Source organism: Bradyrhizobium centrosematis, from assembly GCF_045571495.1.
Lineage (GTDB): Bacteria > Pseudomonadota > Alphaproteobacteria > Rhizobiales > Xanthobacteraceae > Bradyrhizobium > Bradyrhizobium centrosematis.
On sequence record NZ_CP120703.1, the window covers coordinates 2058218 to 2079588 of the forward strand.

General features: G+C 65.6%; 18 protein-coding genes and 1 other RNA gene. 12 read left to right on the plus strand and 7 right to left on the minus strand.

What is annotated here, in order from left to right:
• Positions 1–240: 240 nt before the first annotated feature.
• Positions 241–1005, minus strand: a complete 765-nt coding sequence (locus tag P6U31_RS09890) for a DUF2147 domain-containing protein (RefSeq protein WP_407188003.1) — start codon at positions 1003–1005, stop codon at positions 241–243.
• An 861-nt stretch (positions 1006–1866) separates the two neighbouring features.
• Between P6U31_RS09890 and P6U31_RS09895 the strand changes: the two genes are divergently transcribed.
• The gene (locus P6U31_RS09895) at positions 1867–3072 is read left to right on the plus strand and encodes an extensin family protein (RefSeq protein WP_407188004.1); all 1206 of its coding nucleotides are present in this window, start codon (positions 1867–1869) and stop codon (positions 3070–3072) included.
• Positions 3073–3095: 23 nt separating this feature from the next.
• Here the strand turns inward: P6U31_RS09895 and P6U31_RS09900 are convergent, their stop codons facing one another.
• Both P6U31_RS09900 and P6U31_RS09905 read right to left on the minus strand, forming a co-directional pair.
• Positions 3096–3425 (minus strand): DUF6665 family protein, encoded by a 330-nt coding sequence (locus tag P6U31_RS09900; RefSeq protein WP_407188005.1) that lies wholly within the window; start codon positions 3423–3425, stop codon positions 3096–3098.
• A gap of 43 nt (positions 3426–3468) precedes the next feature.
• Entirely contained in the window at positions 3469–4104 is a 636-nt protein-coding gene (locus tag P6U31_RS09905) for a TetR/AcrR family transcriptional regulator (protein WP_407188006.1), read from the minus strand.
• Between the two features lie 195 nt (positions 4105–4299).
• On the opposite strand from P6U31_RS09905, the gene P6U31_RS09910 reads away from it, so the two are divergent.
• From P6U31_RS09910 to P6U31_RS09925, 4 genes are all read left to right on the plus strand, one after another.
• Positions 4300–5613, plus strand: coding sequence for an efflux RND transporter periplasmic adaptor subunit (locus P6U31_RS09910; protein WP_407188007.1), 1314 nt, complete (start codon positions 4300–4302; stop codon positions 5611–5613).
• A 206-nt stretch (positions 5614–5819) separates the two neighbouring features.
• A complete protein-coding gene (locus tag P6U31_RS09915; protein ID WP_407188008.1) occupies positions 5820–7403 on the plus strand; it encodes a DHA2 family efflux MFS transporter permease subunit in 1584 nt (527 codons plus the stop codon).
• A 324-nt stretch (positions 7404–7727) separates the two neighbouring features.
• Positions 7728–9527, plus strand: a complete 1800-nt coding sequence (locus P6U31_RS09920) for an ABC transporter ATP-binding protein (protein ID WP_407188009.1) — start codon at positions 7728–7730, stop codon at positions 9525–9527.
• A 67-nt stretch (positions 9528–9594) separates the two neighbouring features.
• Entirely contained in the window at positions 9595–11001 is a 1407-nt protein-coding gene (locus P6U31_RS09925) for an MATE family efflux transporter (RefSeq protein WP_407188010.1), read from the plus strand.
• An 84-nt stretch (positions 11002–11085) separates the two neighbouring features.
• Here P6U31_RS09925 and P6U31_RS09930 read toward each other — a convergent pair whose 3' ends face one another.
• Positions 11086–11829: a sulfite exporter TauE/SafE family protein gene (locus P6U31_RS09930; protein WP_407188011.1), complete on the minus strand. Its 744-nt coding sequence runs from the start codon at positions 11827–11829 to the stop codon at positions 11086–11088.
• Between the two features lie 219 nt (positions 11830–12048).
• Between P6U31_RS09930 and P6U31_RS09935 the strand changes: the two genes are divergently transcribed.
• Positions 12049–12309 carry a hypothetical protein gene (locus P6U31_RS09935; RefSeq protein WP_407188012.1) on the plus strand — a complete coding sequence of 87 codons (261 nt, stop codon included), beginning with the start codon at positions 12049–12051 and terminating at the stop codon, positions 12307–12309.
• Positions 12310–12319: 10 nt separating this feature from the next.
• Here the strand turns inward: P6U31_RS09935 and P6U31_RS09940 are convergent, their stop codons facing one another.
• The gene (locus tag P6U31_RS09940) at positions 12320–13690 is read right to left on the minus strand and encodes a PLP-dependent aminotransferase family protein (protein WP_407188013.1); all 1371 of its coding nucleotides are present in this window, start codon (positions 13688–13690) and stop codon (positions 12320–12322) included.
• Positions 13691–13769: 79 nt separating this feature from the next.
• Between P6U31_RS09940 and P6U31_RS09945 the strand changes: the two genes are divergently transcribed.
• Positions 13770–14204, plus strand: a complete 435-nt coding sequence (locus P6U31_RS09945; RefSeq protein WP_407188014.1) for a DUF983 domain-containing protein — start codon at positions 13770–13772, stop codon at positions 14202–14204.
• Between the two features lie 280 nt (positions 14205–14484).
• Here P6U31_RS09945 and rnpB read toward each other — a convergent pair.
• An RNA gene (rnpB, locus tag P6U31_RS09950) (RNase P RNA component class A) lies at positions 14485–14962 on the minus strand.
• Positions 14963–15112: 150 nt separating this feature from the next.
• Here rnpB and P6U31_RS09955 point away from each other — a divergent pair.
• Both P6U31_RS09955 and P6U31_RS09960 read left to right on the plus strand, forming a co-directional pair.
• Positions 15113–15466: a YciI family protein gene (locus tag P6U31_RS09955; RefSeq protein WP_407188015.1), complete on the plus strand. Its 354-nt coding sequence runs from the start codon at positions 15113–15115 to the stop codon at positions 15464–15466.
• Positions 15467–15488: 22 nt separating this feature from the next.
• Entirely contained in the window at positions 15489–16721 is a 1233-nt protein-coding gene (locus tag P6U31_RS09960; protein WP_407188016.1) for an RNA polymerase sigma factor, read from the plus strand.
• Positions 16722–16836: 115 nt separating this feature from the next.
• Here P6U31_RS09960 and P6U31_RS09965 read toward each other — a convergent pair whose 3' ends face one another.
• A complete protein-coding gene (locus tag P6U31_RS09965) occupies positions 16837–17619 on the minus strand; it encodes an N-acetylmuramoyl-L-alanine amidase (protein ID WP_407188017.1) in 783 nt (260 codons plus the stop codon).
• Between the two features lie 566 nt (positions 17620–18185).
• Here P6U31_RS09965 and rsmH point away from each other — a divergent pair.
• From rsmH to P6U31_RS09980, 3 genes are read left to right on the plus strand one after another with little or no spacing between them, the layout of a single operon-like run.
• Positions 18186–19175: a 16S rRNA (cytosine(1402)-N(4))-methyltransferase RsmH gene (gene rsmH, locus P6U31_RS09970; RefSeq protein WP_407188018.1), complete on the plus strand. Its 990-nt coding sequence runs from the start codon at positions 18186–18188 to the stop codon at positions 19173–19175.
• A gap of 3 nt (positions 19176–19178) precedes the next feature.
• A complete protein-coding gene (locus P6U31_RS09975; protein ID WP_407188019.1) occupies positions 19179–19571 on the plus strand; it encodes a hypothetical protein in 393 nt (130 codons plus the stop codon).
• On the plus strand, positions 19568–21310 hold the full coding sequence (locus P6U31_RS09980; RefSeq protein ID WP_407188020.1) for a peptidoglycan D,D-transpeptidase FtsI family protein: 1743 nt from the start codon (positions 19568–19570) through the stop codon (positions 21308–21310). The genes P6U31_RS09975 and P6U31_RS09980 overlap by 4 nt, the downstream gene beginning before the upstream one ends.
• Positions 21311–21371 lie beyond the last annotated feature (61 nt).

The following is a 21371-nucleotide window of genomic DNA, read 5'->3' on the forward strand; positions in this document are numbered from 1 at the left end:
AGATTGGTTGATATCAGCCGTATGAGGCTGAATGGTGGATGAACGTGTGTGGCAGGGGTCGGGCAACCGGCGTTCAGATGGAGCCGGATGCTGACGAGGGGCTCGCTCTCTCAACACCGTCATGGCCGGGCTTGTCCCGGCCATCCACATCTTGCTTGGCTGCATTAAGAACGTGGATGCCCGGGGCAAGCCCGGGCATGACGAAGATTTGTGAGTGTGTAGGCAATGACACCTTCGCTGTCAGCTCACGCGCTTCCAGGTCTGGCCGCCGCAGAACATGCCGCCGAAGGCGCAGCCCTGCACGCGCATCGCATTCGGACCCTTCATTGCGATGGTCGATTCGTAATTGCGGCCGGAGTCGGGGTCGTGGATGCGGCCGCTCCACTTGGTGCCGTCGGGCTTCATGTTGATCAGGATGCGCTCGTTGGTCTTCTCGGCGTAACCGCAGAGATTGGCGCCGCACTGCTCGACGCGGACATTGCCCTTGTTCTCTTCGGTCGCCCACACGCCGATCGGCGAGTTCGGGGCGGCCACCGCAGCCGGGGCGGGCGCAGGAGCAACGGCGACGGGCGCGGCGACCGGAGCGGGAGCCGCAACGGGTGCGGGCTGTGCCGTCGTGTCGACGGGCGGCGCGGCGGCAACGGTCGGCGCGGGCGCGGCGGGGGCAACAACGGGCGCCGCCGGTGCGGTTGCCTGGATCGGCACCTGCTGCACGGGCTGCTGCTGCACCGGAGCCGGTGCGGGCGCGGCCGGACCCGGCGTGGTGTCGACGTCGTCGTCGTTGAAGCCGCCGAGGCCCTTGAGGTTGATGTTGTTCAGCCTGATCGGCTTGTCCGACAGGCCAGGGGCGATGATGGTCACGCAGTTGAGCGAGGCGCAGTTGCGCGGCGTCTCGATGCGGATGTGCTGGCCCTCGATCTGAAACGAGATCGTATTGCCGCCGGCGTGCGCTGCGGCGGTTGACGCCAGGAAGAGCGCGGTGGCGGCGATGGTGAGCTTGTTCATGACAGCCTCCGAAATGGCCTGGTCCCGATGGACTGAAGTCGCTGGTGGATGAAACCTGGTTCGACCCTATGCCGGGCGGACCGGGCGTTCTGTGATGAACCTCACAACGATCGCGCACGGCCTTGAGTGCGGCAGCGCACCGGCCGCAGTTCCTCTGCGCAAAGTCGTCGCGAGGCTGAGGAGACGGCGATGCAACGGCTTGCAACGTGGCTAGGCCCATTGATCGCATTGATGGTGGTCGCGCCCGCGACGCCGCGCGCGCAGCTGATCACGACATCGCGGCAGTGGAGCGCGCGCTCGTAGCATTTCGCTTAACGCTCCTCTGAGGGCAGGGCCATCGCATATGGGAGTGATATCGCTTGTGGCCATCCTTCGAGACGCCCGCCGTCGGCGGGCCCTCAGGATGAAGACCGAGTGCGTTGCGCTAGTTTCAAAGGGCTTTGATGCCGCTTAGCCTCATCCTGAGGAAACCGCGAAGCGGTCGTCTCGAAGGACGAGGCGCGCGTTCAGCTTTCGCAGAATGCCTATGCAATGGCCCTGCCCCGGAGAGGGAGGGTTGAGTGAACGGCCGTGTGGTCGACTACTGCCTTCTAGATCATGCCGAGCACGATGGCGCCAACAAAGGCCATGGCGAGGTACGCGGTGACAACGCTCAGTCTCCCGGCGAACGTCATGAGGGTCCCTCCATGCGCGTTCGTTTCGCGCAGGCATCATGGTTAACAGAGAGTCTCGTTGCGAAAAAGTCAGCCTTGCTGTCACTCGCTCCTGCCGGGTTTTCGGCGGGCGCGCGCCGGCATGGTTAAAGATCGGTGAAATCAACGTGTTGAAGAGTCTTTAAGTAAATTCACCGAGCGTGCGTGCATGACGCGCGGAGTTCGTTTGTATCTCGTCGGCTCCATCGTCCTTGTTTCGCTAGCGGGTTGCGGACGCGGCTTCTTCCAGGCCGAACGTGAGCCATGGCGGGCCGAGGCGGAAGCCGCATGCCTGAAATCGGGGGCGGTCAAGGAGAGTGCGGACATCGTCCGCATCGACCCGATTTCCGGCCCCGGCCAGTGCGGCGCAGAATTTCCACTCAAGGTCGCCGCGATCGGCGAGGCGTCCGGCACTTATGGCTTTGCCGACGAGGAACTGCGCCCGCCGGGCAGCATCGGCGGCCAGCCGCGCTGGCCTGTAACGCAGCCGCGATCGAATTATCCGCAGAGCCAGAATTATTCGGCTTCGTCCTATCCGCAACCGTCGAACTATCCCGAAAGCCCGGCGCGCCAGCCCGCCGGCTATGGTGCATCGTCCGGGCCGATGTCGCTGAACGCGCCCGGCGTGGCGACGCAGGAGGACGAGATCGACCTGCCGCCCGACGGCACGGACGCCGCCGGTGCGGCGCGCTACATGAATGCGCCGAGCTACCCCGCGCGGCCGGCGCCGTACTCGCAGTCCCCTGCGCAGCAGCCGCTGCCGCGCCTCGGCCCAGCACAGGGCAACCCCGTCACGGCCGTCGGTCCGGTCGCGATCAAGCCGACCGCGACGCTGGCCTGTCCGATCGTATCCGAGCTGGACCGCTGGCTCGCCGACACCGTGCAGCCCTCGGCGATGCGCTGGTTCGGCGTCCGCGTCGCCGAGATCAAGCAGATCTCCGCCTATTCCTGCCGCGGCATGAACGGCAATCCGCACTCGCACATCTCCGAACACGCCTTCGGCAATGCGCTCGACATCGCCGCCTTCGTGCTCGCCGACGGCCGCCGCGTCACCGTGAAGGACGGCTGGCGCGGCATGCCGGAGGAGCAGGGATTCCTGCGCGACGTGCAGTCGGGCGCCTGCGCGCATTTCACGACCGTCCTCGCGCCGGGATCGAACGTCTATCATTACGATCACATCCACGTCGATCTGATGCGCCGCGCCAGCCGCCGCCTGATCTGCCAGCCGGCCGCCGTCTCCGGCGAGGAGGTCGCCGCGCGTGCGCAGTCGCGCAGCCCCTATGCCAGCGCGCGTGATCCGTCGGTGACCGGCTCGCTCGGTTCACGCAAGAGCATGGCGCGCAAGCGCGAGGAAGACGAGTACGCCGACGAGTAGTGCCGCCTCATGCCGGCTACGATCTATGCCGGCTTCGACGGGGCGGGGACCAGCCCCATGCAGCGCTGCACTTCGCCCGGGACGTTGTAGGTGCGCATGATATGGCGGCTGTCGCGCAAGCCCGACGCCTCGCGTTGCACCACGAACATCCAGAGCGCCTGGCCGGCTTCCAGCACGAGCTTGCGCCTGGCCGACTGCTTTGATGCCGGCACTTCCGCATGGGCGGCGTCGAACTCGCGCAACCGTGCCAGGCTCTGTTCGAGCGTGCGGCCCATTCGTCCAAGTGCGGAAGCCTGTTCCTGGACGATCTCGTAATGAAGGATATCGACAGGCGGGCGAAGATCACGGGGCATGACCGCAATATAGTGCCGCCCGACCCGCCGGCGCAACGCGCGGCTACTTCGCCCGGTACGCCGCCAGGAACATCCGCGTTGCGCTGTCGACCACCTCTGTCATGCGCTCTTCCGACGGCGCGGGCGCGGCCTGGAAGACAAAGGGCAGGAAGAGCGATGCCTTGCACAACTCCATGAACTGCGAGGCGGCAAGGTCGCAATCATCGATCTCGAGATTGCCGGAACCAACGCGGGCTTGGAGATAGGCGGAGAGGCGGTTGATGCTTTTGTCGAGCACGCGCGCATAGTAGCGGCGGCCGACATCCGGCATGCGTTCGGCGATCGCCATCACGGTGCGGATCGCTGATCCGCCACCGGGCCGGCAGACCAGGTGAAGGTAGGCGAGGCCGAACTCCTTCAGCGTGGTCTCGGCATCGCGTGCGGGATCGAAGTTGAACACGACCTGGCCGTGCTGGAGCGCCTCCTGCTCGAGGATGGCTTCGAACAGCGCGCATTTGTCGGCGAAATAGACGTAGAGCGTGCCTTTGGAGACCTGCGCCGCGCGCGCGATCTCGCCCATGCTGGCGCCGTCAAACCCGAGATCCATGAACACCTTGCGGGCGCCGTCGAGGATCTGGCGGCGCTTGGAGCTGTCCTCCTCCTGGACGACGTGCAGATGTTCGCCGGCAGCTAAAACCATTGGTTCAGGGTCTCGGAAGGTTTCTGGACGAGGTGCCAACCTTGAAACGCAAATAAAGGATTCGGGCCAGTAGGATCCGGCTGGAATATTAGGTATATTGACCGAACCGTTCGGTCAATGGTAATTTGGGATCAGCGAGGGGGGCCGTCCGCACGGATGGCCGCCCTTGATCGCACTTATTTTGAGGAGGCCGTTATGGCCGTATCGAGAGACCAGGCTGCGCGCGTCCTTCGCCCGGAAGCGGTGGAGGAACAGGCGGGTGGTGATGCTGCGTCCGAGGCATCCACCGCCCTTAGCGAGCAGCTGCGTTCTCATGTGGCCGAGGAAGCCAAGCGCCGCATTGGCGAGACGCCGGAGAAGCCCGCGGCCGACAAGCCGGCCGCAGCCGCGCCCGACGCGCCTGGCGCCGGCGCCCCTAAATCCGGCAAGCGCAGATTCGTCCTGATGGGCGTCGGTCTCGTGCTGGCGCTCGCCGCCGCGAGCTATGCCGGCTACTACACGCTGGTCGGCCGCTTCTACGTCTCCACCGATGACGCCTATGTGCGCGCCAACAACACCATGCTGGGTGCGCGCGTTTCCGGTCACATCTCCTCGGTTCTCGCCGGCGACAACACGACGGTGCGTGCCGGCGACGTTCTCTTCCGCATCGACGAGGGCGATTACAAGATCGCCGTCGATGCCGCCGCCACCAGAATCGCGACCCAGCAGGCCACCATCGATCGCATCGGCCGCCAGGTCGCGGCGCTCGACAGCCAGGTCGCGCAGGCGAAGGCACAGCTCGTCTCGGCCGAGGCGGGCCTCAAGCGCGCCGATCTCGACTATGAGCGCCAGCAGGCGCTGAGCAACAAGGGCTTCGCCTCGCGCGCGGTGTTCGAAAGCTCGGAAGCGGGACGCGACCAGGGCGCCGCCGCGGTCAAGGCCGCGCAGGCCGCCTATGATGTTGCCGTCAGCAATGTCGACGTCGCCAAGGCCCAGCAGGCCGAGGCGCAGGCACAGCTCGCCGAGCTCAAGACCACGCTCGCCAAGGCCGAGCGCGACCTCGGCTTCACCGCGGTGCGCGCGCCTGTCAACGGCACGTTCTCCAACCGCCTGGTCAATGCCGGCGACTTCGTCGCGGTCGGCCAGCGCCTCGGCAACATCGTGCCGCTGGACGACGTCTATATCGACGCCAATTTCAAGGAAACGCAGCTCAAGCGCATCCGTCCCGGGCAGCCGGTGACGATCAAGGTCGACGCCTACGGCATGCGCAAGTTCTCCGGCGTCGTCGACAGCATCGCGGCGGGCGCGGGCTCGGTGTTCACGCTGCTGCCGCCCGACAATGCCACCGGCAACTTCACCAAGATCGTGCAGCGCGTGCCGGTGCGGATCCGCGTGCCGAAATCGGTGGCGAAGCAGAACCTGCTCCGGGCCGGCATGTCGGTCTATGCGACCGTCGACACCAACAAGGGTGCCGCCGACGCCGACAGCGAGGTCGATCTCGACGATCCCACCGCGATCCACCCGCAGTAGGGACGCTATGATGTTCGAGACGAGCGCCGCTTCGTCTTTCACCTCTCCCGAAGGGAGAGGTCGGATCGCATCGGAAGATGCGATCCGGGTGAGGGGGTACGCTCTCTCGTGGAAGCTGCGGCCCCTCACCCGATTTGCTGCGCAAATCGACCTCTCCCCGATGGGGAGAGGTGGACCGTGCCCTCGCGCGCGAGCCGAGTGAAACAATGGCCAACGCGACCACGGCCTCACCTGCCATGATGGCGAACCCCGCTTCGGAGCGCATCGCGCCGAAGCGGCTGTTCGCCTTCATCATCATGGTGTTCGGGATGTTCATGTCAATCCTGGACATCCAGATCGTCTCGGCATCGTTGAGCGAGATCCAGGCCGGGCTGTCGGCAAGCTCCAGCGAGGTCTCCTGGGTTCAGACCGCCTATCTGATCGCGGAGGTCATCGCCATTCCGCTGTCGGGATTCCTGTCGCGCGCCCTCGGCACGCGGCTGTTGTTCGCGATCTCGGCGGCCGGCTTCACCGCCTCGAGCCTGCTCTGCGGCTTTGCCACCACCATCGAGGAGATGATCCTCTGGCGGGCGCTGCAGGGATTCCTCGGCGCCGGCATGATCCCGACGGTGTTCGCTTCCGCTTATACCGTCTTCCCGCGCACGAAATTCCACATCGTCGGCCCGATCATCGGGCTTGTCGCGACCCTCGCACCCACGATCGGACCGACGGTCGGCGGCTACATCACCGACCTGATGTCCTGGAACTGGCTGTTCTTCATCAACGTCGTGCCCGGCATCGGCATTACAATCGGCGTGATGGCGCTGGTCGATTTCGACGAGCCGCATTTCGAACTGCTCGACCGCTTCGACTGGTGGGGCCTCCTCTTCATGGCAGGTTTCCTCGGCACGCTGGAATATGTGCTGGAGGAGGGCCCGCAATATGAATGGCTGCAGGACACCTCGGTCGCGATCTGCGCGTGGATCTGCGCCATCTCGGCGATCGCCTTCTTCTGGCGCGTGTTCACGGCGGCCGAGCCGATCGTCAATTTGCGCACCTTCTCCAACCGCAATTTCGCGATCGGCTGCCTGCTGCAGTTCTGCATCGGCATCGGCCTCTATGGCCTGACCTACATCTATCCGCGCTACCTCGCCGAGGTGCGCGGCTACAGCGCGCTGATGATCGGAGAGACCATGTTCGTCTCCGGCATCACCATGTTCCTGATCGCGCCGCTGGTCGGCCGGCTCATGGTGAAGTTCGACATGCGCTACATGATCGCCTTCGGCCTCATCGTGTTCGCGATCGGCTCCTACCAGATGACGTGGATCACGCGCGACTACGATTTCTACGAGCTGCTGGTGCCGCAGATCCTGCGCGGCATCGGCATGATGTTCGCGATGGTGCCCACCAACAACATCGCGCTCGGAACGCTCGCGCCCGACCGGGTGAAGAACGCCAGCGGCCTGTTCAACCTGATGCGCAACCTCGGCGGCGCGGTCGGCCTTGCCGTCATCAACACCGTGCTCAACGACCGCACCGATTTGCACATCACCCGCCTGCAGGAGCGCGTGACCTGGGGCAACGCTACTGCGACCGAAACCCTGACCATGTTCATGCAGAAATTCCAGGGGCTCGGCGATTCCACGCTGATGGCGATGAAGCAGCTGTCCCAGCTGGTGCACCGCCAGGCCGTGGTGATGAGCTTCGGCGATGCCTTCTTCATCCTCACGCTGTTCTATCTCGGCCTCAGCCTGCTGGTGACGCTGCTGAACAAGCCGGTCTCGCCGGCCGCCGGCGGCGACGCGCACTAATTTGCAACACTCATCCGTGATCTCACGCCGGCCCCGTTGCAATTAGCCCGCGACACATCTATAAAGCGCGCCTCATTCAATCGAACCGGGGAGATTTGCATGACTTCGTTGCTTTCGCAGATCGTACGCCCGCGCTCGATGATCTCCTGGTTCGGTATGTACGCGGCCTGTTAGAGGCCTCCTCCGCCAGTTTCGATTGGGCGCCACGTCCCGATCGCTCCGCTTCCCAAGTCAAAATCAGTCTTACGTGACGCCTCTCGGCTCCTCGCGGCCGGTTTGCGTCCAGCGATGGAGCCGGCCCGCGCGACGCGGCCGGATGATGCCATGACCGCCCTGTCAAAGAAGCCCGCGGCTATCCGCGTGGTACTGCCCTTCGTGTTCCGGCACTGGCTGAAGCAGCCGAGCCGCGGCCTCGTCGTGGTCGGTGGCCTGTTGGGCGCAACGGCTGCCGATCTGTTCATGCCGGTGTTTTCCGGACATCTGATCGACGCGCTAACGCGCGGGCCGTCGGACCCTGACGCGCGCCACGCGGCCCTGGTCGCATTCGGTGCCATCGTGGCGCTGGGCGCGGCCTCGATGGTGCTGCGGCTGGCGGGGCTCCAGGCCATCGTGCCGTTCACGCTAAAGATCATGTCCGACCTGGCGCAGGATGCTTTTCTGCGCGTGCAGCGCTTCTCGACCGATTGGCACGCCAATTCCTTCGCGGGCTCGACCGTGCGCAAGATCACGCGCGGCATGTGGGCGGTCGACCTGCTGAACGACACCATCCTGCTGGCGCTGCTGCCGTCGCTGGTCGTGCTGATCGGCTCGATGATCCTGCTCGGTGTGCACTGGGCCTCGCTCGGCGCGGTGATCGCGCTCGGCGCGCTGGCCTATGTCACGATGACGGTGCTGTTCTCGACCCGCTACATCGCGCCGGCCGCGCGCGTCTCCAATGCCTGGGACACCAAGGTCGGCGGCACGCTGGCGGACGCGCTGACCTGCAACGCCGTGGTGAAGTCGTTTGGCGCCGAAGGGCGCGAAGATGCGCGGCTCGCCCGCGTCATCAGCCGCTGGCGCGTGCGGGTGCGGCGAACCTGGTTCCGCTACAACTACACCGCCATGGCGCAGCTCTCGCTGCTGCTATGCCTGCGAGGGTCGGTGATCGGCGGCTCGGTGCTGCTGTGGATGTACGGGCATGCCTCGCCCGGCGACGTCACCTATGTGCTGACGAGCTACTACGTCATCCACGCCTATTTGCGCGACGTGGGCATGCACATCAACAACCTCCAGCGTTCGGTCAACGACATGGACGAGCTGGTGGCGATCCATGACGAGCCGATCGGGATTGCGGATGCAGCCGATGCGCGGCCGATCGCGATCGAGGGTGGCGAGATCGTGTTCGACGATGTCACGTTCCACTATGGCGGCCATCGCGCGCCGCTGTACGACGGCTTGTCGGTCAGGATCCGCGCCGGCGAACGCGTCGGCCTCGTCGGCCGTTCCGGCTCCGGCAAAACCACCTTCGTCAAGCTGGTGCAGCGGCTCTACGACGTCAGCGGCGGTCGCGTGCTGATCGACGGGCAGGACATCGCGCACGCCACGCAGCAATCGCTGCGCAGCCAGATCGCGATCGTGCAGCAGGAGCCGATCCTGTTCCACCGCACGCTCGCGGAGAACATCGCCTATGGCCGGCCCGGTGCCAGCTTGGAAGCGATCGAGCAGGCGGCGCGGCTGGCGAATGCGCACGACTTCATCCTGCGCCTGCCGAAGGGATATGGCACCCTCGTCGGCGAGCGCGGCGTGAAACTGTCGGGCGGCGAGCGGCAGCGCGTGGCGCTGGCGCGCGCGTTCCTGGCGGATGCGCCGGTGCTGATCCTGGACGAGGCGACCTCGAGCCTGGATTCGGAATCGGAGGCAATGATCCAGCAGGCGATGGAGCGGCTGATGAAGGGCCGCACCTCGATCGTGATTGCGCACCGGCTCTCGACCGTGAAGAGCCTCGATCGGATCCTGGTGTTCGATCGCGGCGAGATCGTCGAGCAGGGCACGCATGCTCTGCTCGCGGGCAAGCCCGGGGGAATCTATCGCGGCCTGTTCGAGCGCCAGGTGGTGGAGCTCGGACATATCGCGGCAGCGGAATGATGCGCGCGGCAGCGGGGCGAACGTTCTGCTGCCGCGCCGTCAAGGAATGCGTCAAGGACGGACTGACATGAAAGACCTGACGAACGGCTCCATCGTGAGACACATCCTGGTCATGGCGCCGCCGATCATGGCCGGCATGATCTCGATCATGGTCTGCCAGCTGGTCGATCTGTACTTCGTGTCGGGTCTGGGCGATGCCGCCGTGGCGGGCGTCGCCGCGGCCGGCAATGCCGGCTTTCTCGTCAACGGGCTGATGCAGGTGCTCGGCGTCGGAACCGTGGCGCTGATCGCGCATGCGGTCGGACGCAAGGACCGGCCGGATGCCAACCTGATCTTCAACCAGGCGATCGTGCTGTCGGTGCTGTTCGGCCTGTTGACCCTGGTCGCCGGTGCCGCGCTGTCGCATGCCTACATGCGTTCGATCGCCGCGGATCAGGCCACGATCGAGGCCGGCACCACTTATCTGCTGTGGTTCATGCCGGCGCTCGCGCTGCAGTTCGCGACCCAGGTGATGGCATCGGCGCTGCGCGCCACCGGTATCGTGCGTCCCGCCATGCTGGTGCAGGCGCTTGCCGTGGCGATCAATATCGCGCTGGCGCCGGTCCTGATCTCGGGCTGGGGCACAGGCCATCCGCTCGGGGTGGCCGGTGCCGGGCTGGCGAGTTCGATCGCGGTCGCGATCGGCGCCCTGATGCTGCTTGTCTATTTCCGAAAGGTCGAGCGCTACGTCGCCTTCGATCCGGCGCAGTGGCGTCCGCAGCCGCGCCATCTGAAGCGGATCCTCAATGTCGGCCTGCCGGCCGGCGGCGAGTTCGCGATGATGTTCATCTTCATGGCGGTGGTCTACTACGTGCTGCGCGATTTCGGCGCGGCGGCGCAGGCAGGCTTCGGCATCGGCCAGCGCGTGCTCGGCCTGATCAACATGCCTGCGCTTGCGGTCGGGCTGGCGGCCGGGCCGATCGCCGGCCAGAACGTCGGCGCTGCCAACGCTGCGCGCGTGCGTGAGACTTTCGTCAAGGCTGCCTTGATCGTCACGATCGTGATGGCCGGCTTCATGATCCTTGCGCAGGTGAAGCCCGAGCTGCTGCTTGCCGGATTCTCGAACGACCGCGAGACCATGGAGATCGCCTATCTGTTCCTGCGGATCATCTCGCTCAACATGGTCGCGCAGGGGCTGATCTTCACCTGCTCGAGCATGTTCCAGGCCCTCGGCAACACCAAGCCGGTGCTGCTGAGCTCGGCGACGCGCGTGTTCACCTACTCCCTGCCGGCGATCTGGCTCTCGACGCGGCCTGGCTTTCGCATGGAGTACGTCTGGTACCTCTCGGTCGCGACGACCACGTTGCAGGCAGGCTTGAGCCTGCGGCTGCTGCACCGCGAGTTCAGGAAACGCCTCACACCGGCGCCGAAGCAGACGCCTGCGGAGCAGGAAAGCCCCGAAGCCATTGCGCCTGTCGCCCGCGAGCCCGCGTGACGGCCCGTTGCCAAGAGCAATGACCGGAGTGACGAACCAGCAGCTTTTGCTGGCGGCATGTCGCTCACCACGAGGACATGAAGGCTAGAGCGCGGCGAGACTGTTCCAGACGAGAGTAAGACCCGACAGGAATAACAGGCCGAGCACGACATCGCCGAAATGCTTGTCGTTGAGGGCGTGATAGACGCGCGCGCCGGCCCAGGCCCCGATCAAGGTGCCCGGAAATGCGACCATCGCGAGCCAGAGCACCCTGAGCTCGACGAGACCCGATGCGGTCTGCAGCACCAGCGCGGTCGCGAGCACGGTGAAATTGAAGAGCTGGAAGATGCCACGCCGTTCGTGCTTGTTCCAGCCGCGGATATTGGCCCACAGGATCGGAAGCGGCCCCGACAGCCCGGCCAGGCCGCCCAGTATGCCGCCGGCAAAACCGATCGCGCCGTCGGCGATGCGGCCGCCGAACTTGAAGGCGAGCGGCCTCTTGTTCAGATAGAGCGACGTCGAGAAGACCAGAATTAGAATGCCGACGCTCAGCTTGAACACTTTTGGATCGGCCGAGGCAATCAGCATGGTGCCGAGCGGCACGCCGATCAGCCCACCGATCAGGAACGGCCATACCAGCGAGAGGTCGAAGCTCTTCCACATCGAGGGCAGCGTCGAAGTCTGCGCGATCACGGAGCAGATCAGCACCAGAGGCACGGCGAGCGAGGGCGGCAGCACGTAGAGCCAGATGCCGAGCGCCATCAGCGCCGTGCCGAACCCGGCCAGCCCCGAGACGAAGCCGCCAGCCAATGCGCCGAACAGCAGCAGGACGTAGGTGAGCGTTTCCAACAGATTGTCCCTGTCGGACCAATCCCGAATGGTTGATCCCCATTGCCCGCATAGCACGGGCCTTGCCATGCAGGTCAATCCGTCCCGCACGCAAGCGTGATCTGCGGCGTCGGGCGTTCGCGGAAGACAGGCCTACATGATGGCCGTACTCCAATCCGGACGGCCCGACGCCATCGCGATCCGATCGGCCAGTTCCGAACGAGATGACGGAGAATGACCATGACTCGGACCAGCATCGCCGTTTCGGCTGCGTTGTTGTCGGCAGCGGCCTTGGTGCCGACAATGGCGCAGGCGCAGTTTTCCGAGCCGGCGGCCTATCAGGCCGCCCACCCCGACCGCGACGTGCTCAATGGCGGCCAGCTGACGCCTGCGGGACGCGCGGCCCGTGGCGAGACGGTGGCACCGGGCGAGGCCTATGCGGCCTATCCGTCGGGTGCGGCCCCGGCGCTTCGTCCGCGCCACCGCCGCCACCACCAGTAACCAGCAAGATCTAGACGATCTGCCTGGCGTCGGCGGGCGTGTGCAGCGCGCCGACCAGGATGCGCAGCGCTTCGGTCAATTCGGCCCTGTTGCGCGCCGCGCCCAGCGAGACGCGCGCAGCATGCGACGGCGTCCCGTCCACGGTGAAGGCCTCGCCGGCGACGACCGCAAGGCCGTTCCGCAAGAGATAGGCTGCCACATCAAGGCGCCCCTCCGGCAGCCGCAGCCACAGATGATGGGCGGCGGGCCTGGCGAGGAATTGAAAGCCTTTCAATGCGCGCTGTGCCAGTTGCTGGCGGCCGATCGCTTCGTTGCGAATGGCGGTGATGATGCGATCGGCAATCCCAGTTTCGATCCAATGCGTCACCAGTGCGACCATCAGCGGCGCCGGCATCTGCACCGTCGCCTGCAGGCATGTACGCATCTCCCGCTGCGCCGCGCTGTCAGGCGTCAACAGATAGGCAACGCGGAGCGCCGGCGCGATGCATTTCGACAGCGTGGTCGCGAGATAAGTCCGCTCCGGAATCAGGTTCGCGATCGGCGCTGCCGAGCGGTCGAGCAGGCCGTAGGCATCGTCCTCGATCAGGACAGTGTCAATATCGCGGATGATCTTTGCGATCGCGCTGCGCCGCTCGGGGACAAGCGTCGCGGTGGTCGGATTGTGCAGCGTCGGAATGAGATAGACGGCCTTCGGCCGGTGCGCGTGGCAGGCCTTTGCCAGCGCATCGGGCAGGATGCCGCCGTCATCCATGGCGACGCCGACGAGCTTGATGCCAAGCTGCATTGCGGCGGCCTTGATGCCGGGGAATGTCAGCGCTTCCGTCAGCACGACATCACCGGGCTGCGCCAGGTGTGCGAGCAGGTTGAACAGGATCGTCTGCGCGCCGGGAAAGATCACGAGCCTGTCGGCATGCGCGTGCGGAACGCGGGCGCGCATCCAGCGCGCGGCGACTTCGCGCTCATGCGCGCTGCCGCCGGGTGGCTGATAGTTGAGGTACGCCGTCAGGCCCGATTGCGCGCGGATGGATTCCATCCCGGCGATGATGCGCTCGTCGAGCTGCGCCTCCAGCGGATGCGGCGGCACGTTCATGGAAAGATCGATCGCAACGGGATGCGGCAGGTCGACCGCGCGGCGCGCACTGGTCTCCGACACGAACGAGCCCTGTCCGACCCGCGCCTCCATGATGCCGCGCCGCCGCGCCTCGGTATAGGCGCGCGTCACCGTGGTGAGATCGACGTCGAGCGCCTTCGCCAGCGCGCGCTGGGTCGGCAATTGCTGGCCGCGTACCAGCCGGCCGGCGGCGATGTCGGCTTCCATGGCCTCGACGATGCGCTGGTAGCGCGGGCCTGACAGCTCCGAGATTGTCGGGATCCAATCCATGCAATTTGAGCCCGTATCCTTTGAATGTATGGATGCAAGATAGTATTGTATGGATCACCAAAACGGAAGAGGTGTGGTCATGGTGCGCGGTTCTGTCTCTCTGACGAAGGCGATGTGGCGCGGTTTCCGGGGCAAGTGCCCGAATTGCGGCGAAGGGCATCTGTTCGGCCGCTTCCTGAAGGTCGCCCACAGCTGCGATCATTGCGGCGAGGAGCTGTTCCATCAGCGCGCCGATGACTTCCCCGCCTATCTCGTGATGGTCGTGGTCGGCCATCTTGTGGTGCCGGCGATCCTTGCGGTCGAAACCGCCTATGCGCCGCCGGAGTGGCTGCAACTCGCGGTGTGGCTGCCGGTGACGCTGTTCGCCTCGCTCGCACTGCTGCAACCGACCAAGGGCGCCATCGTCGGGTTGCAATGGCAACTGGGCATGCACGGTTTCGAAGCGAGCAAGCTGCGGCGCGAGGCCGATGAGCTTGCACCGGTGCTCGTGAAGGCGGACGCACGCGCGGCCTGAGCGGCCGCAGAGTCTACATCGCGCGGCATGCCTGACCCACAGCCGTCATTCCGGAGTTTGCCAAGCGAGAGCCCGGAATCCATTCATCCACCGACACTGCCGCGCGATGGATTCCGGGCTCGTGTCTTGCACGCCGCGGAATGACACCATTTGAATGGTTGCGCGCTCCGCACAAATGGTGAGGGGCCCGATGCGTCAGCATCGAGCCCCTCGTCACGTCTTGGTAAGACGCGCCTTCTTCACGCGAACCGGACACCCACTTCGCTCGAAAGCGCTTTAGGATATCAGCCGGCCTGTAAGCCGGGTTCTGTAGGGCACCGCCCGCTTGCGCGAACGATACGTGACGGCCATTCCTCTGGGACCGTGTTTGCACATGGCCTCGAGCAACCTACCCGGACGGCGGGCCTGACATCGCCCCGCGGCGTTATCGCTCTCGCGAACAGCCCGCTACGCCGTCCCTATTCGGTTTTGCTCCCGGTGGGGTTTGCCATGCCGGCTCCGTTGCCGGAACCGCGGTGCGCTCTTACCGCACCTTTTCACCCTTACCCGTCTACGCAGCTGACGCTGCTACGACGTGGCAAGCCCGGGGGCCTGCCTCGCCGAAGCCCAAAGGGCGAAGGCGGGCGGTTCGTTCTCTGTGGCACTTTCCCTGGGGTCACCCCCGCCGGACGTTATCCGGCACCGTATGTCAAGGGAGCCCGGACTTTCCTCCCCGGCGGCCTTTCGGCACCTGCCGGAGCGGCCGTCCGGCCGACTGACCGGCAACGCATGGGGCATTTGTGACGGTTTCGTCAAGCCGATATCGCCACCCACCGGCGGTCCAAAATAATTTATCCTGAAGATGTCGTTTGGCGCGTGGCCCGTTCGACTGGATGTCGGCGACCCAGCCGAACAACAGGAGTGAAGCGATGCAATATCTGCTGATGATCTACCAGAACGAAGTCGAGTACGCGAAGAACGACGCGACCACGGCTCAGAAGCTGATGGCCGAATACCAGACCTTTACCCAAGGCATCATCCAGAGTGGCAATTTCAAGGCCGGCGATCGCCTGCGGCCGACCACGACCGCGACGACCGTCCGCGTGCGCGACGGCAAGGTGCTGACGACCGACGGTCCGTTCGCGGAGACGCGCGAGCAGCTCGGCGGCTATTACCTGATCGAGGCCAAGGACCTCGATGCGGCGATCGAGATCGCGGCGCGGATTCCCAGCGCGCGCATCGGATCGATCGAGGTGCGGCCGATCTGGGTGTACGACAAGTGACGGCCAGGCCGCGCGTCGGCGCATGACCCCGAGCGAGATCGAAACCATCTTCCGCGACGAGGCGGGGCGTGCGCTGGCCACGCTGATCCGCCTCGTCGGCGATTTCGATCTCGCCGAGGACGCGCTGCAGGATGCGTTTGCCGTCGCGCTGGAGCGCTGGGGGGCGGGCGCGATCCCCGACAATCCGCGCGCCTGGCTGGTCAACGTTGCCAAGCACAAGGCGATCGATCGGATTCGCCGCCAGGCGGTCTTTCGCGGCAAGCAGCAGGCGCTCGTGCACGAGCTCGAGCTGAATGCGCAAACGGTCGACGAGCCGGCCTTGATGCTCGACGACGACGTGTTGCGGCTGGTCTTCACTTGTTGCCATCCTGCGTTCGCAGCCGAGGTCCAGGTTGCGCTGACGTTGCGCACCGTCTGCGGTCTGTCGACTGCGCAGGTTGCGCGCGCCTTTCTCGTTGGCGAGGACGCCATGGCGCAGCGGCTGGTCCGCGCCAAGCAGAAGATCAGGCTCGCCGGCATTCCCTACGAGGTGCCCGAGCGGGACGCGCTGGCGGCGCGGCTCGATGGCGTGCTCGCGGTGATTTATCTCGTCTTCACGGAGGGCTATGTCGCGACGGAGGGCGCGGATCTGATGCGGCCCGATCTTGCGACCGAGGCGATCCGGCTCGGCCGCTTGCTCGACCGGCTGATGCCGGAACGCGCCGGCATCAAGGGTCTGCTGGCCTTGATGCTGCTGCACGATGCGCGCCGCGCCGGACGCGAGACGACGGCCGGCGACATCGTGCTGCTCGAGGAGCAGGACCGTTCGCGCTGGGATCGCGCGCAGATCGACGAAGGCCTGGGCCTGGTCGAGGCTGCGCTGCGCGTGCCCGGCCGGCCGCAAGCCTATGTGGTGCAGGCCGCGATCGCCGCGCTGCATGCGCGCGCGCCGAGCTTTGAGCAGACCGACTGGCCGCAGATCGCCGGGCTCTACGAGGTCTTGCTGCGCATCAATCCGTCCCCGGTGATCGAGCTCAACCACGCCGCGGCCGTGTCGATGGTCGACGGGCCTGCGCGCGCGCTCGATCTCGTCGATGCGGTCGCCGCCCGCGGGGGCTTGCGTGGCTATGAGCTGCTGCCAGCGGTGCGCGCGGATCTGCTACGAAGGCTTGGCCGTAAGGATGAGGCGCGAAAGGCCTATCGCGCCGCGACGGACGCAACACAGCTCGAGCCGTTGCGGCGGCTCTATGCGCGGAGGATGAGGGAGATGGATTGAGGTTTCGTCATGGCCGGCTCGTCCCGGCCATCCACGTTCTTCGTGCGCGGAGGCAAAGTCGTGGATGCACGGGACAGGCCCGGGCATGACGGAGCAGGACTCTCAAAGACGTCTGCTATTTCGATGCCACCGCCGTCGCATCCGGAGGCAGGCTCGCCAGCAGCGCCTGCAATGTCGACAGCGTCGAGTGGTCCGCGACGCCGTCGAGCCGCGCCGGGCGGAAATGGCGCTGGAAGGCGGTGACGACTTCCATGGTCGCTGCGTCGTATTTGCCGGTCAGCGGAACGCCATAGCCGTATCTGGCGAGCGCCTGCTGCATGCTCAGCACCTCGTCGCTGATGGTGCCGAGCATCAGAGTGTGGCCGCGCACGACGGGAGCGGGCGTGACCCAGTGACCGACGCCGGAGTTGGCGAGCGAGTGCCACGGAAATTTTTCGCCGGGGTCCTTCTTGCGTGCGGGCGCGACGTCGGAATGGCCGAGCACGCGGTGAGCCGGCACCTTGCGGCGGAGCATGATGCCGCGGCACAGCGCGATCACGGCGGCGATCTGGCGCAGCGGAAATTCGGGATAGCCCCAGTCATGGCCGCGATTGACGATCTCGATGCCGATGGAGCACGAATTGATGTCGTCCTCGCCGGCCCAGGACGATACGCCGGCGTGCCAGGCGCGCTTGGTCTCGGGCACGCATTGCACGATGCGGCCGTCCTCCAGCACGACATAATGCGCCGAGACTTCGGTGCCGGCCGTGCACAGCCGCGCCAGCGCGCTCTCGACGTCAGGCATGCCGGTGTAGTGCAGCACGATCATGTCGGGCTGCCGTCCCTTGTTGCGCTCGCCATAGTTCGGCGAGGGGATGACGTCGGACACGATCGAGGAGTCCGGCTCGAACGTCCGCATGTTCGCCGCGGCCTTGGGAACCGGGAGAGCGCGCTGACGCTTCGAATCAGATCCAGACGTGGACGAACCGGATGGCGGCATAGACAGCTCAAGTCGGACGAGAATGGGCCAAGCCCTTCTCTTTACTATTCCTTTACCCTCCCTTGTGCGCAATCGCCCGGCGCGGTTAACGGATCTATTTTGGCCCAGTGTGTGGATGAAGCATCACCGCCGCTTCACCTTTTCGACTTGTCGCGAGCCGATCAACGCTTTCTTAACGCTAAGGGCCGTTACTGAGGGATGAAGAGCCGACCCGCGTCCGGAGGCGGCCAAAGCGTATTTTGGCTCGAAATCCCATGGCTGCCCGACAGATTCCACTGGCAACACTGGGTTTGCAGCCCGGGACGACCGGGCGCGGTAACCATGCTGGACTGGGGCTTTGTCGTGGAACCGCCGCGACGCGGATTGATTCGAGGCGTTATGGGCTTGTTCGTCCCCGATCTCGCTTGGACGTCAGGCCAGGCCTTCGGCAGGCTCAGGGTTGCAAGGCTTTGGGTCAGAAGGCTTTGGGTCACAAGGCTTGGCGCATGAGCTCGGCCCCGCACATTCCCGTTCTCGGCCGCGAGGCCATCGCCCATCTCGCGCCGCGCGAAGGTGGCATCTATGTCGACGCCACTTTTGGCGCCGGCGGCTATAGCCGCGCGATCCTGGCGGTGCCGGGAACCCGGCTCGTTGCCATCGATCGCGACCGTACTGCGATCGCGGGCGGTGCCGAACTGGTCGAACACTCCGCGGGCCGACTGACGCTGGTCGAGGACCGCTTCTCCAACCTCGCCGAGGTCTGCGCGGCGCAAGGCATCGAGGCTGTGGACGGCGTCGTGATGGATGTCGGAGTGTCGTCGATGCAGCTCGACCAGGCCGGTCGCGGCTTCTCCTTCCGCCTCGATGGTCCGCTCGACATGCGGATGGGGCAGGTTGGTCCGACGGCGGCCGACGTGGTCGCGCGCGCCTCGGAAGGCGACCTTGCCGACATTATCTATCAGCTCGGCGAGGAGCGGCAGTCGCGCCGCATCGCCCGGGCCATCGTTGCCGACCGGCAGGAGACGCCGTTCACGACCACGCGCGCGCTCGCCGATCTCATCGGCAGGATCGTGCGTTCCAAACCCGGCGACATCCATCCTGCGACACGGACGTTCCAGGCCCTGCGCATCTTCGTCAACGAAGAGCTCGAGGAGCTGCAGACCGCGCTGGCCGCTGCCGAGCGTGTGCTGAGGCCGGGTGGCCGCCTCGTCGTGGTCTCCTTCCATTCGCTGGAAGACCGCATCGTCAAGAATTTCTTCGCCGCGCGTTCGAAGACCGGCGGCGGCTCGCGGCATCTGCCGGAGCTGGCGCAGGTTCCGCCCAGCTTCCAGCTGCTGACGCGGCGGCCCGTGATCGCCGGCGAAGAGGAAGTCGCGCAAAATCCGCGCGCGCGATCCGCCAAACTGCGCGCCGCCGAGCGGACCTCGGCGCCGGCGCATCAGGATGACGAGCCATCGTCCTGGCCAAGACTCTCCGACGTGATGAGGGGCGGCTAGCGCATGCGCATCATCCACCTCCTCGTCATCGGCGCGCTGATCTTCGCGGCGGCCTATGTCTACCGGATCAAGATGGACTCCACGGCGCGCACCGAGAAGGTGCTGCGGCTGCATGCGGAGATCCGCGAGCAGCGCGACGCGATTGCGGCGCTGCGGTCCGAATGGGCCAAGCTCGATGCGCCGCTGCGGCTGCAAGGCCTGTCCGACCGGCATCTGCATCTGAAGCCTGTCAACGGCATGCAATACGATTCGCTGAAGAATCTGCCGGAGCGTCCGCCGCGGATGTTCAGGCCGGACGAGCCCGATCCGATCGGTGCCATGCTCAACACCATCGAAGCCGCAAGCGATCCCGATAACGTGACGGGCTCCGTGTCTCAGCCCGAGGACAAGCAATGAGCGCTGCGACTTCGGCCAAACCTACAGAACCGTGGCGGCAGCGGCTGATCCGCAGCCTGCTTTACGGGCGCAATGTCGACCGCGCCGCGAAAGCGCGCGCGCGCGTGGGTCTGGCGATGCTCGCCTTCGCCTCGATCTATGCCCTGATCGGCGGCCGGCTCGTGATGTTTGCGATCGGCGCCGATGCCCACGGCGCCCGCCGCGCCGCGGCGCAGGAGGTGGTCGCGACCGCGCGCCCCGACATCGTCGACCGTAACGGCGCCATCCTCGCGACCGACGTCAAGGCGGCGAGCCTGTTCGGCGAGCCGCGCCGCATCATCGACAAGGACGAGGCGATCGAGCTGCTGACCGCGACGATTCCCGACCTCGACGAGGCCGAGGTGCGCGAGCGCCTGAGGACGCGCAAGGGCTTTGTCTGGCTCAAGCGCGAGGTCACGCCGGCCCAGCAGCAGGCCGTCCACAAGCTCGGTATTCCCGGCATCGGCTTCCTGCGCGAGAACAAGCGCGTCTATCCGACCGGCAACGAGGTTGCCCACCTGATCGGTCTCGTCAACATCGACAACCAGGGCATCGCCGGCTTGGAGAAGTGGCTCGACAATCAGGGCCTCGCCGATCTCCATCGCGCCGGCTTTGCCACCGACCGGCTGCAAAAGCCGATCGAGCTTTCGGTCGACCTGCGCGTCGAGCACGCGCTGCGTGACGAGCTCTTGAAGGCCAAGGACAAGTTCCATGCCAAGGCCGCCTCCGGCATCGTCTCGAACGTCAAGACCGGCGAGATCGTGGCGATGGTGTCCTTGCCGGACTTCGATCCCAACAATCCCAAGGAAGCGCACGACCCTGATCGCATCAACCGCCTGACCACGGGCGTTTACGAGATGGGGTCGACCTTCAAGGCGTTCACGCTGGCGATGGCGCTCGATTCCGGAAAGATCAATTTGAACTCGTCGTGGGACGCACGCGGAAATCTGCACTACGGCAAGTTCACCATCCACGACAGCCATCCGCTCGGACGCTTCATCAACACCAAGGAAGTGTTCACCTACTCCTCCAACATCGGCGCCGCGCGGATCGCGCTCGGCCAGGGCGTCGAAGCGCACAAGGCGTTCCTCGCCAAGATGGGACAATTGACGCGGCTGCGCACCGAGTTGCCGGAGAGCGCGGCACCGCTGATCCCGCGCCGCTGGAGCGAACTGAACACGGTCACCGCCGCATTCGGACAAGGGCTCTCCGTGGCGCCGCTGCAGGCGGTGATGGGCATCAACGCGCTCGTCAACGGCGGCTATTTGATTCCACCGACCTTCATGAAGCGCAGCGAGGCCGAGGCGGCGACATTGGCCAAGCGCGTGATCAAGCAGGATACCAGCGACAAGATGCGTTACCTGATGCGGCTCAATGCCGAGATCGGTACCGCCAAGACCGCCGACATCAAGGGCTATTACGTCGGCGGTAAGACCGGCACGTCCGAGAAGGTGATCAACGGCCGTTACGCCAAAAAGCGCGTGCTCAACTCGTTCACCGCGATTCTGCCATGCGATGATCCCAAATATCACGTCCTGATCATGCTGGACGAGCCGCAGGCGCTGCCCGAAACGCATGGTTTCATCACCTCGGGCTGGAACGCGGTGCCGACCGGCGGCAAGGTGATCGAGCGGATTGCGCCACTCCTGGGCGTCGAGCCACGGTTCGACCTGCCGCCCGCGGACCGCCTTATTCTTGCAGCATCCAGGACAACCCAGTAATCAACGGGTAAGCCATCGCCGTGGCTGAGTCGGGATTTTCCCCGGGATTCGGCTTTCCGGC

Excerpts from the sequence above, each read along its gene's own strand:
- P6U31_RS09915 (WP_407188008.1), top strand. The coding sequence starts at position 5,820 with ATGGCCAACGCGACCACGGCCTCACCTGCCATGATGGCGAACCCCGCT.
- P6U31_RS09955 (WP_407188015.1), top strand. The coding sequence starts at position 15,113 with ATGCAATATCTGCTGATGATCTACCAGAACGAAGTCGAGTACGCGAAG.
- P6U31_RS09935 (WP_407188012.1), top strand. The coding sequence starts at position 12,049 with ATGACTCGGACCAGCATCGCCGTTTCGGCTGCGTTGTTGTCGGCAGCG.
- P6U31_RS09980 (WP_407188020.1), top strand. The coding sequence starts at position 19,568 with ATGAGCGCTGCGACTTCGGCCAAACCTACAGAACCGTGGCGGCAGCGG.
- P6U31_RS09910 (WP_407188007.1), top strand. The coding sequence starts at position 4,300 with ATGGCCGTATCGAGAGACCAGGCTGCGCGCGTCCTTCGCCCGGAAGCG.
- P6U31_RS09975 (WP_407188019.1), top strand. The coding sequence starts at position 19,179 with ATGCGCATCATCCACCTCCTCGTCATCGGCGCGCTGATCTTCGCGGCG.
- P6U31_RS09890 (WP_407188003.1), bottom strand. The coding sequence starts at position 1,005 with ATGAACAAGCTCACCATCGCCGCCACCGCGCTCTTCCTGGCGTCAACC.
- rsmH (WP_407188018.1), top strand. The coding sequence starts at position 18,186 with ATGAGCTCGGCCCCGCACATTCCCGTTCTCGGCCGCGAGGCCATCGCC.
- P6U31_RS09965 (WP_407188017.1), bottom strand. The coding sequence starts at position 17,619 with ATGCGGACGTTCGAGCCGGACTCCTCGATCGTGTCCGACGTCATCCCC.
- P6U31_RS09905 (WP_407188006.1), bottom strand. The coding sequence starts at position 4,104 with ATGGTTTTAGCTGCCGGCGAACATCTGCACGTCGTCCAGGAGGAGGAC.
- P6U31_RS09920 (WP_407188009.1), top strand. The coding sequence starts at position 7,728 with ATGACCGCCCTGTCAAAGAAGCCCGCGGCTATCCGCGTGGTACTGCCC.
- P6U31_RS09900 (WP_407188005.1), bottom strand. The coding sequence starts at position 3,425 with ATGCCCCGTGATCTTCGCCCGCCTGTCGATATCCTTCATTACGAGATC.
- P6U31_RS09960 (WP_407188016.1), top strand. The coding sequence starts at position 15,489 with ATGACCCCGAGCGAGATCGAAACCATCTTCCGCGACGAGGCGGGGCGT.
- P6U31_RS09895 (WP_407188004.1), top strand. The coding sequence starts at position 1,867 with ATGACGCGCGGAGTTCGTTTGTATCTCGTCGGCTCCATCGTCCTTGTT.
- P6U31_RS09940 (WP_407188013.1), bottom strand. The coding sequence starts at position 13,690 with ATGGATTGGATCCCGACAATCTCGGAGCTGTCAGGCCCGCGCTACCAG.
- P6U31_RS09945 (WP_407188014.1), top strand. The coding sequence starts at position 13,770 with ATGGTGCGCGGTTCTGTCTCTCTGACGAAGGCGATGTGGCGCGGTTTC.
- P6U31_RS09925 (WP_407188010.1), top strand. The coding sequence starts at position 9,595 with ATGAAAGACCTGACGAACGGCTCCATCGTGAGACACATCCTGGTCATG.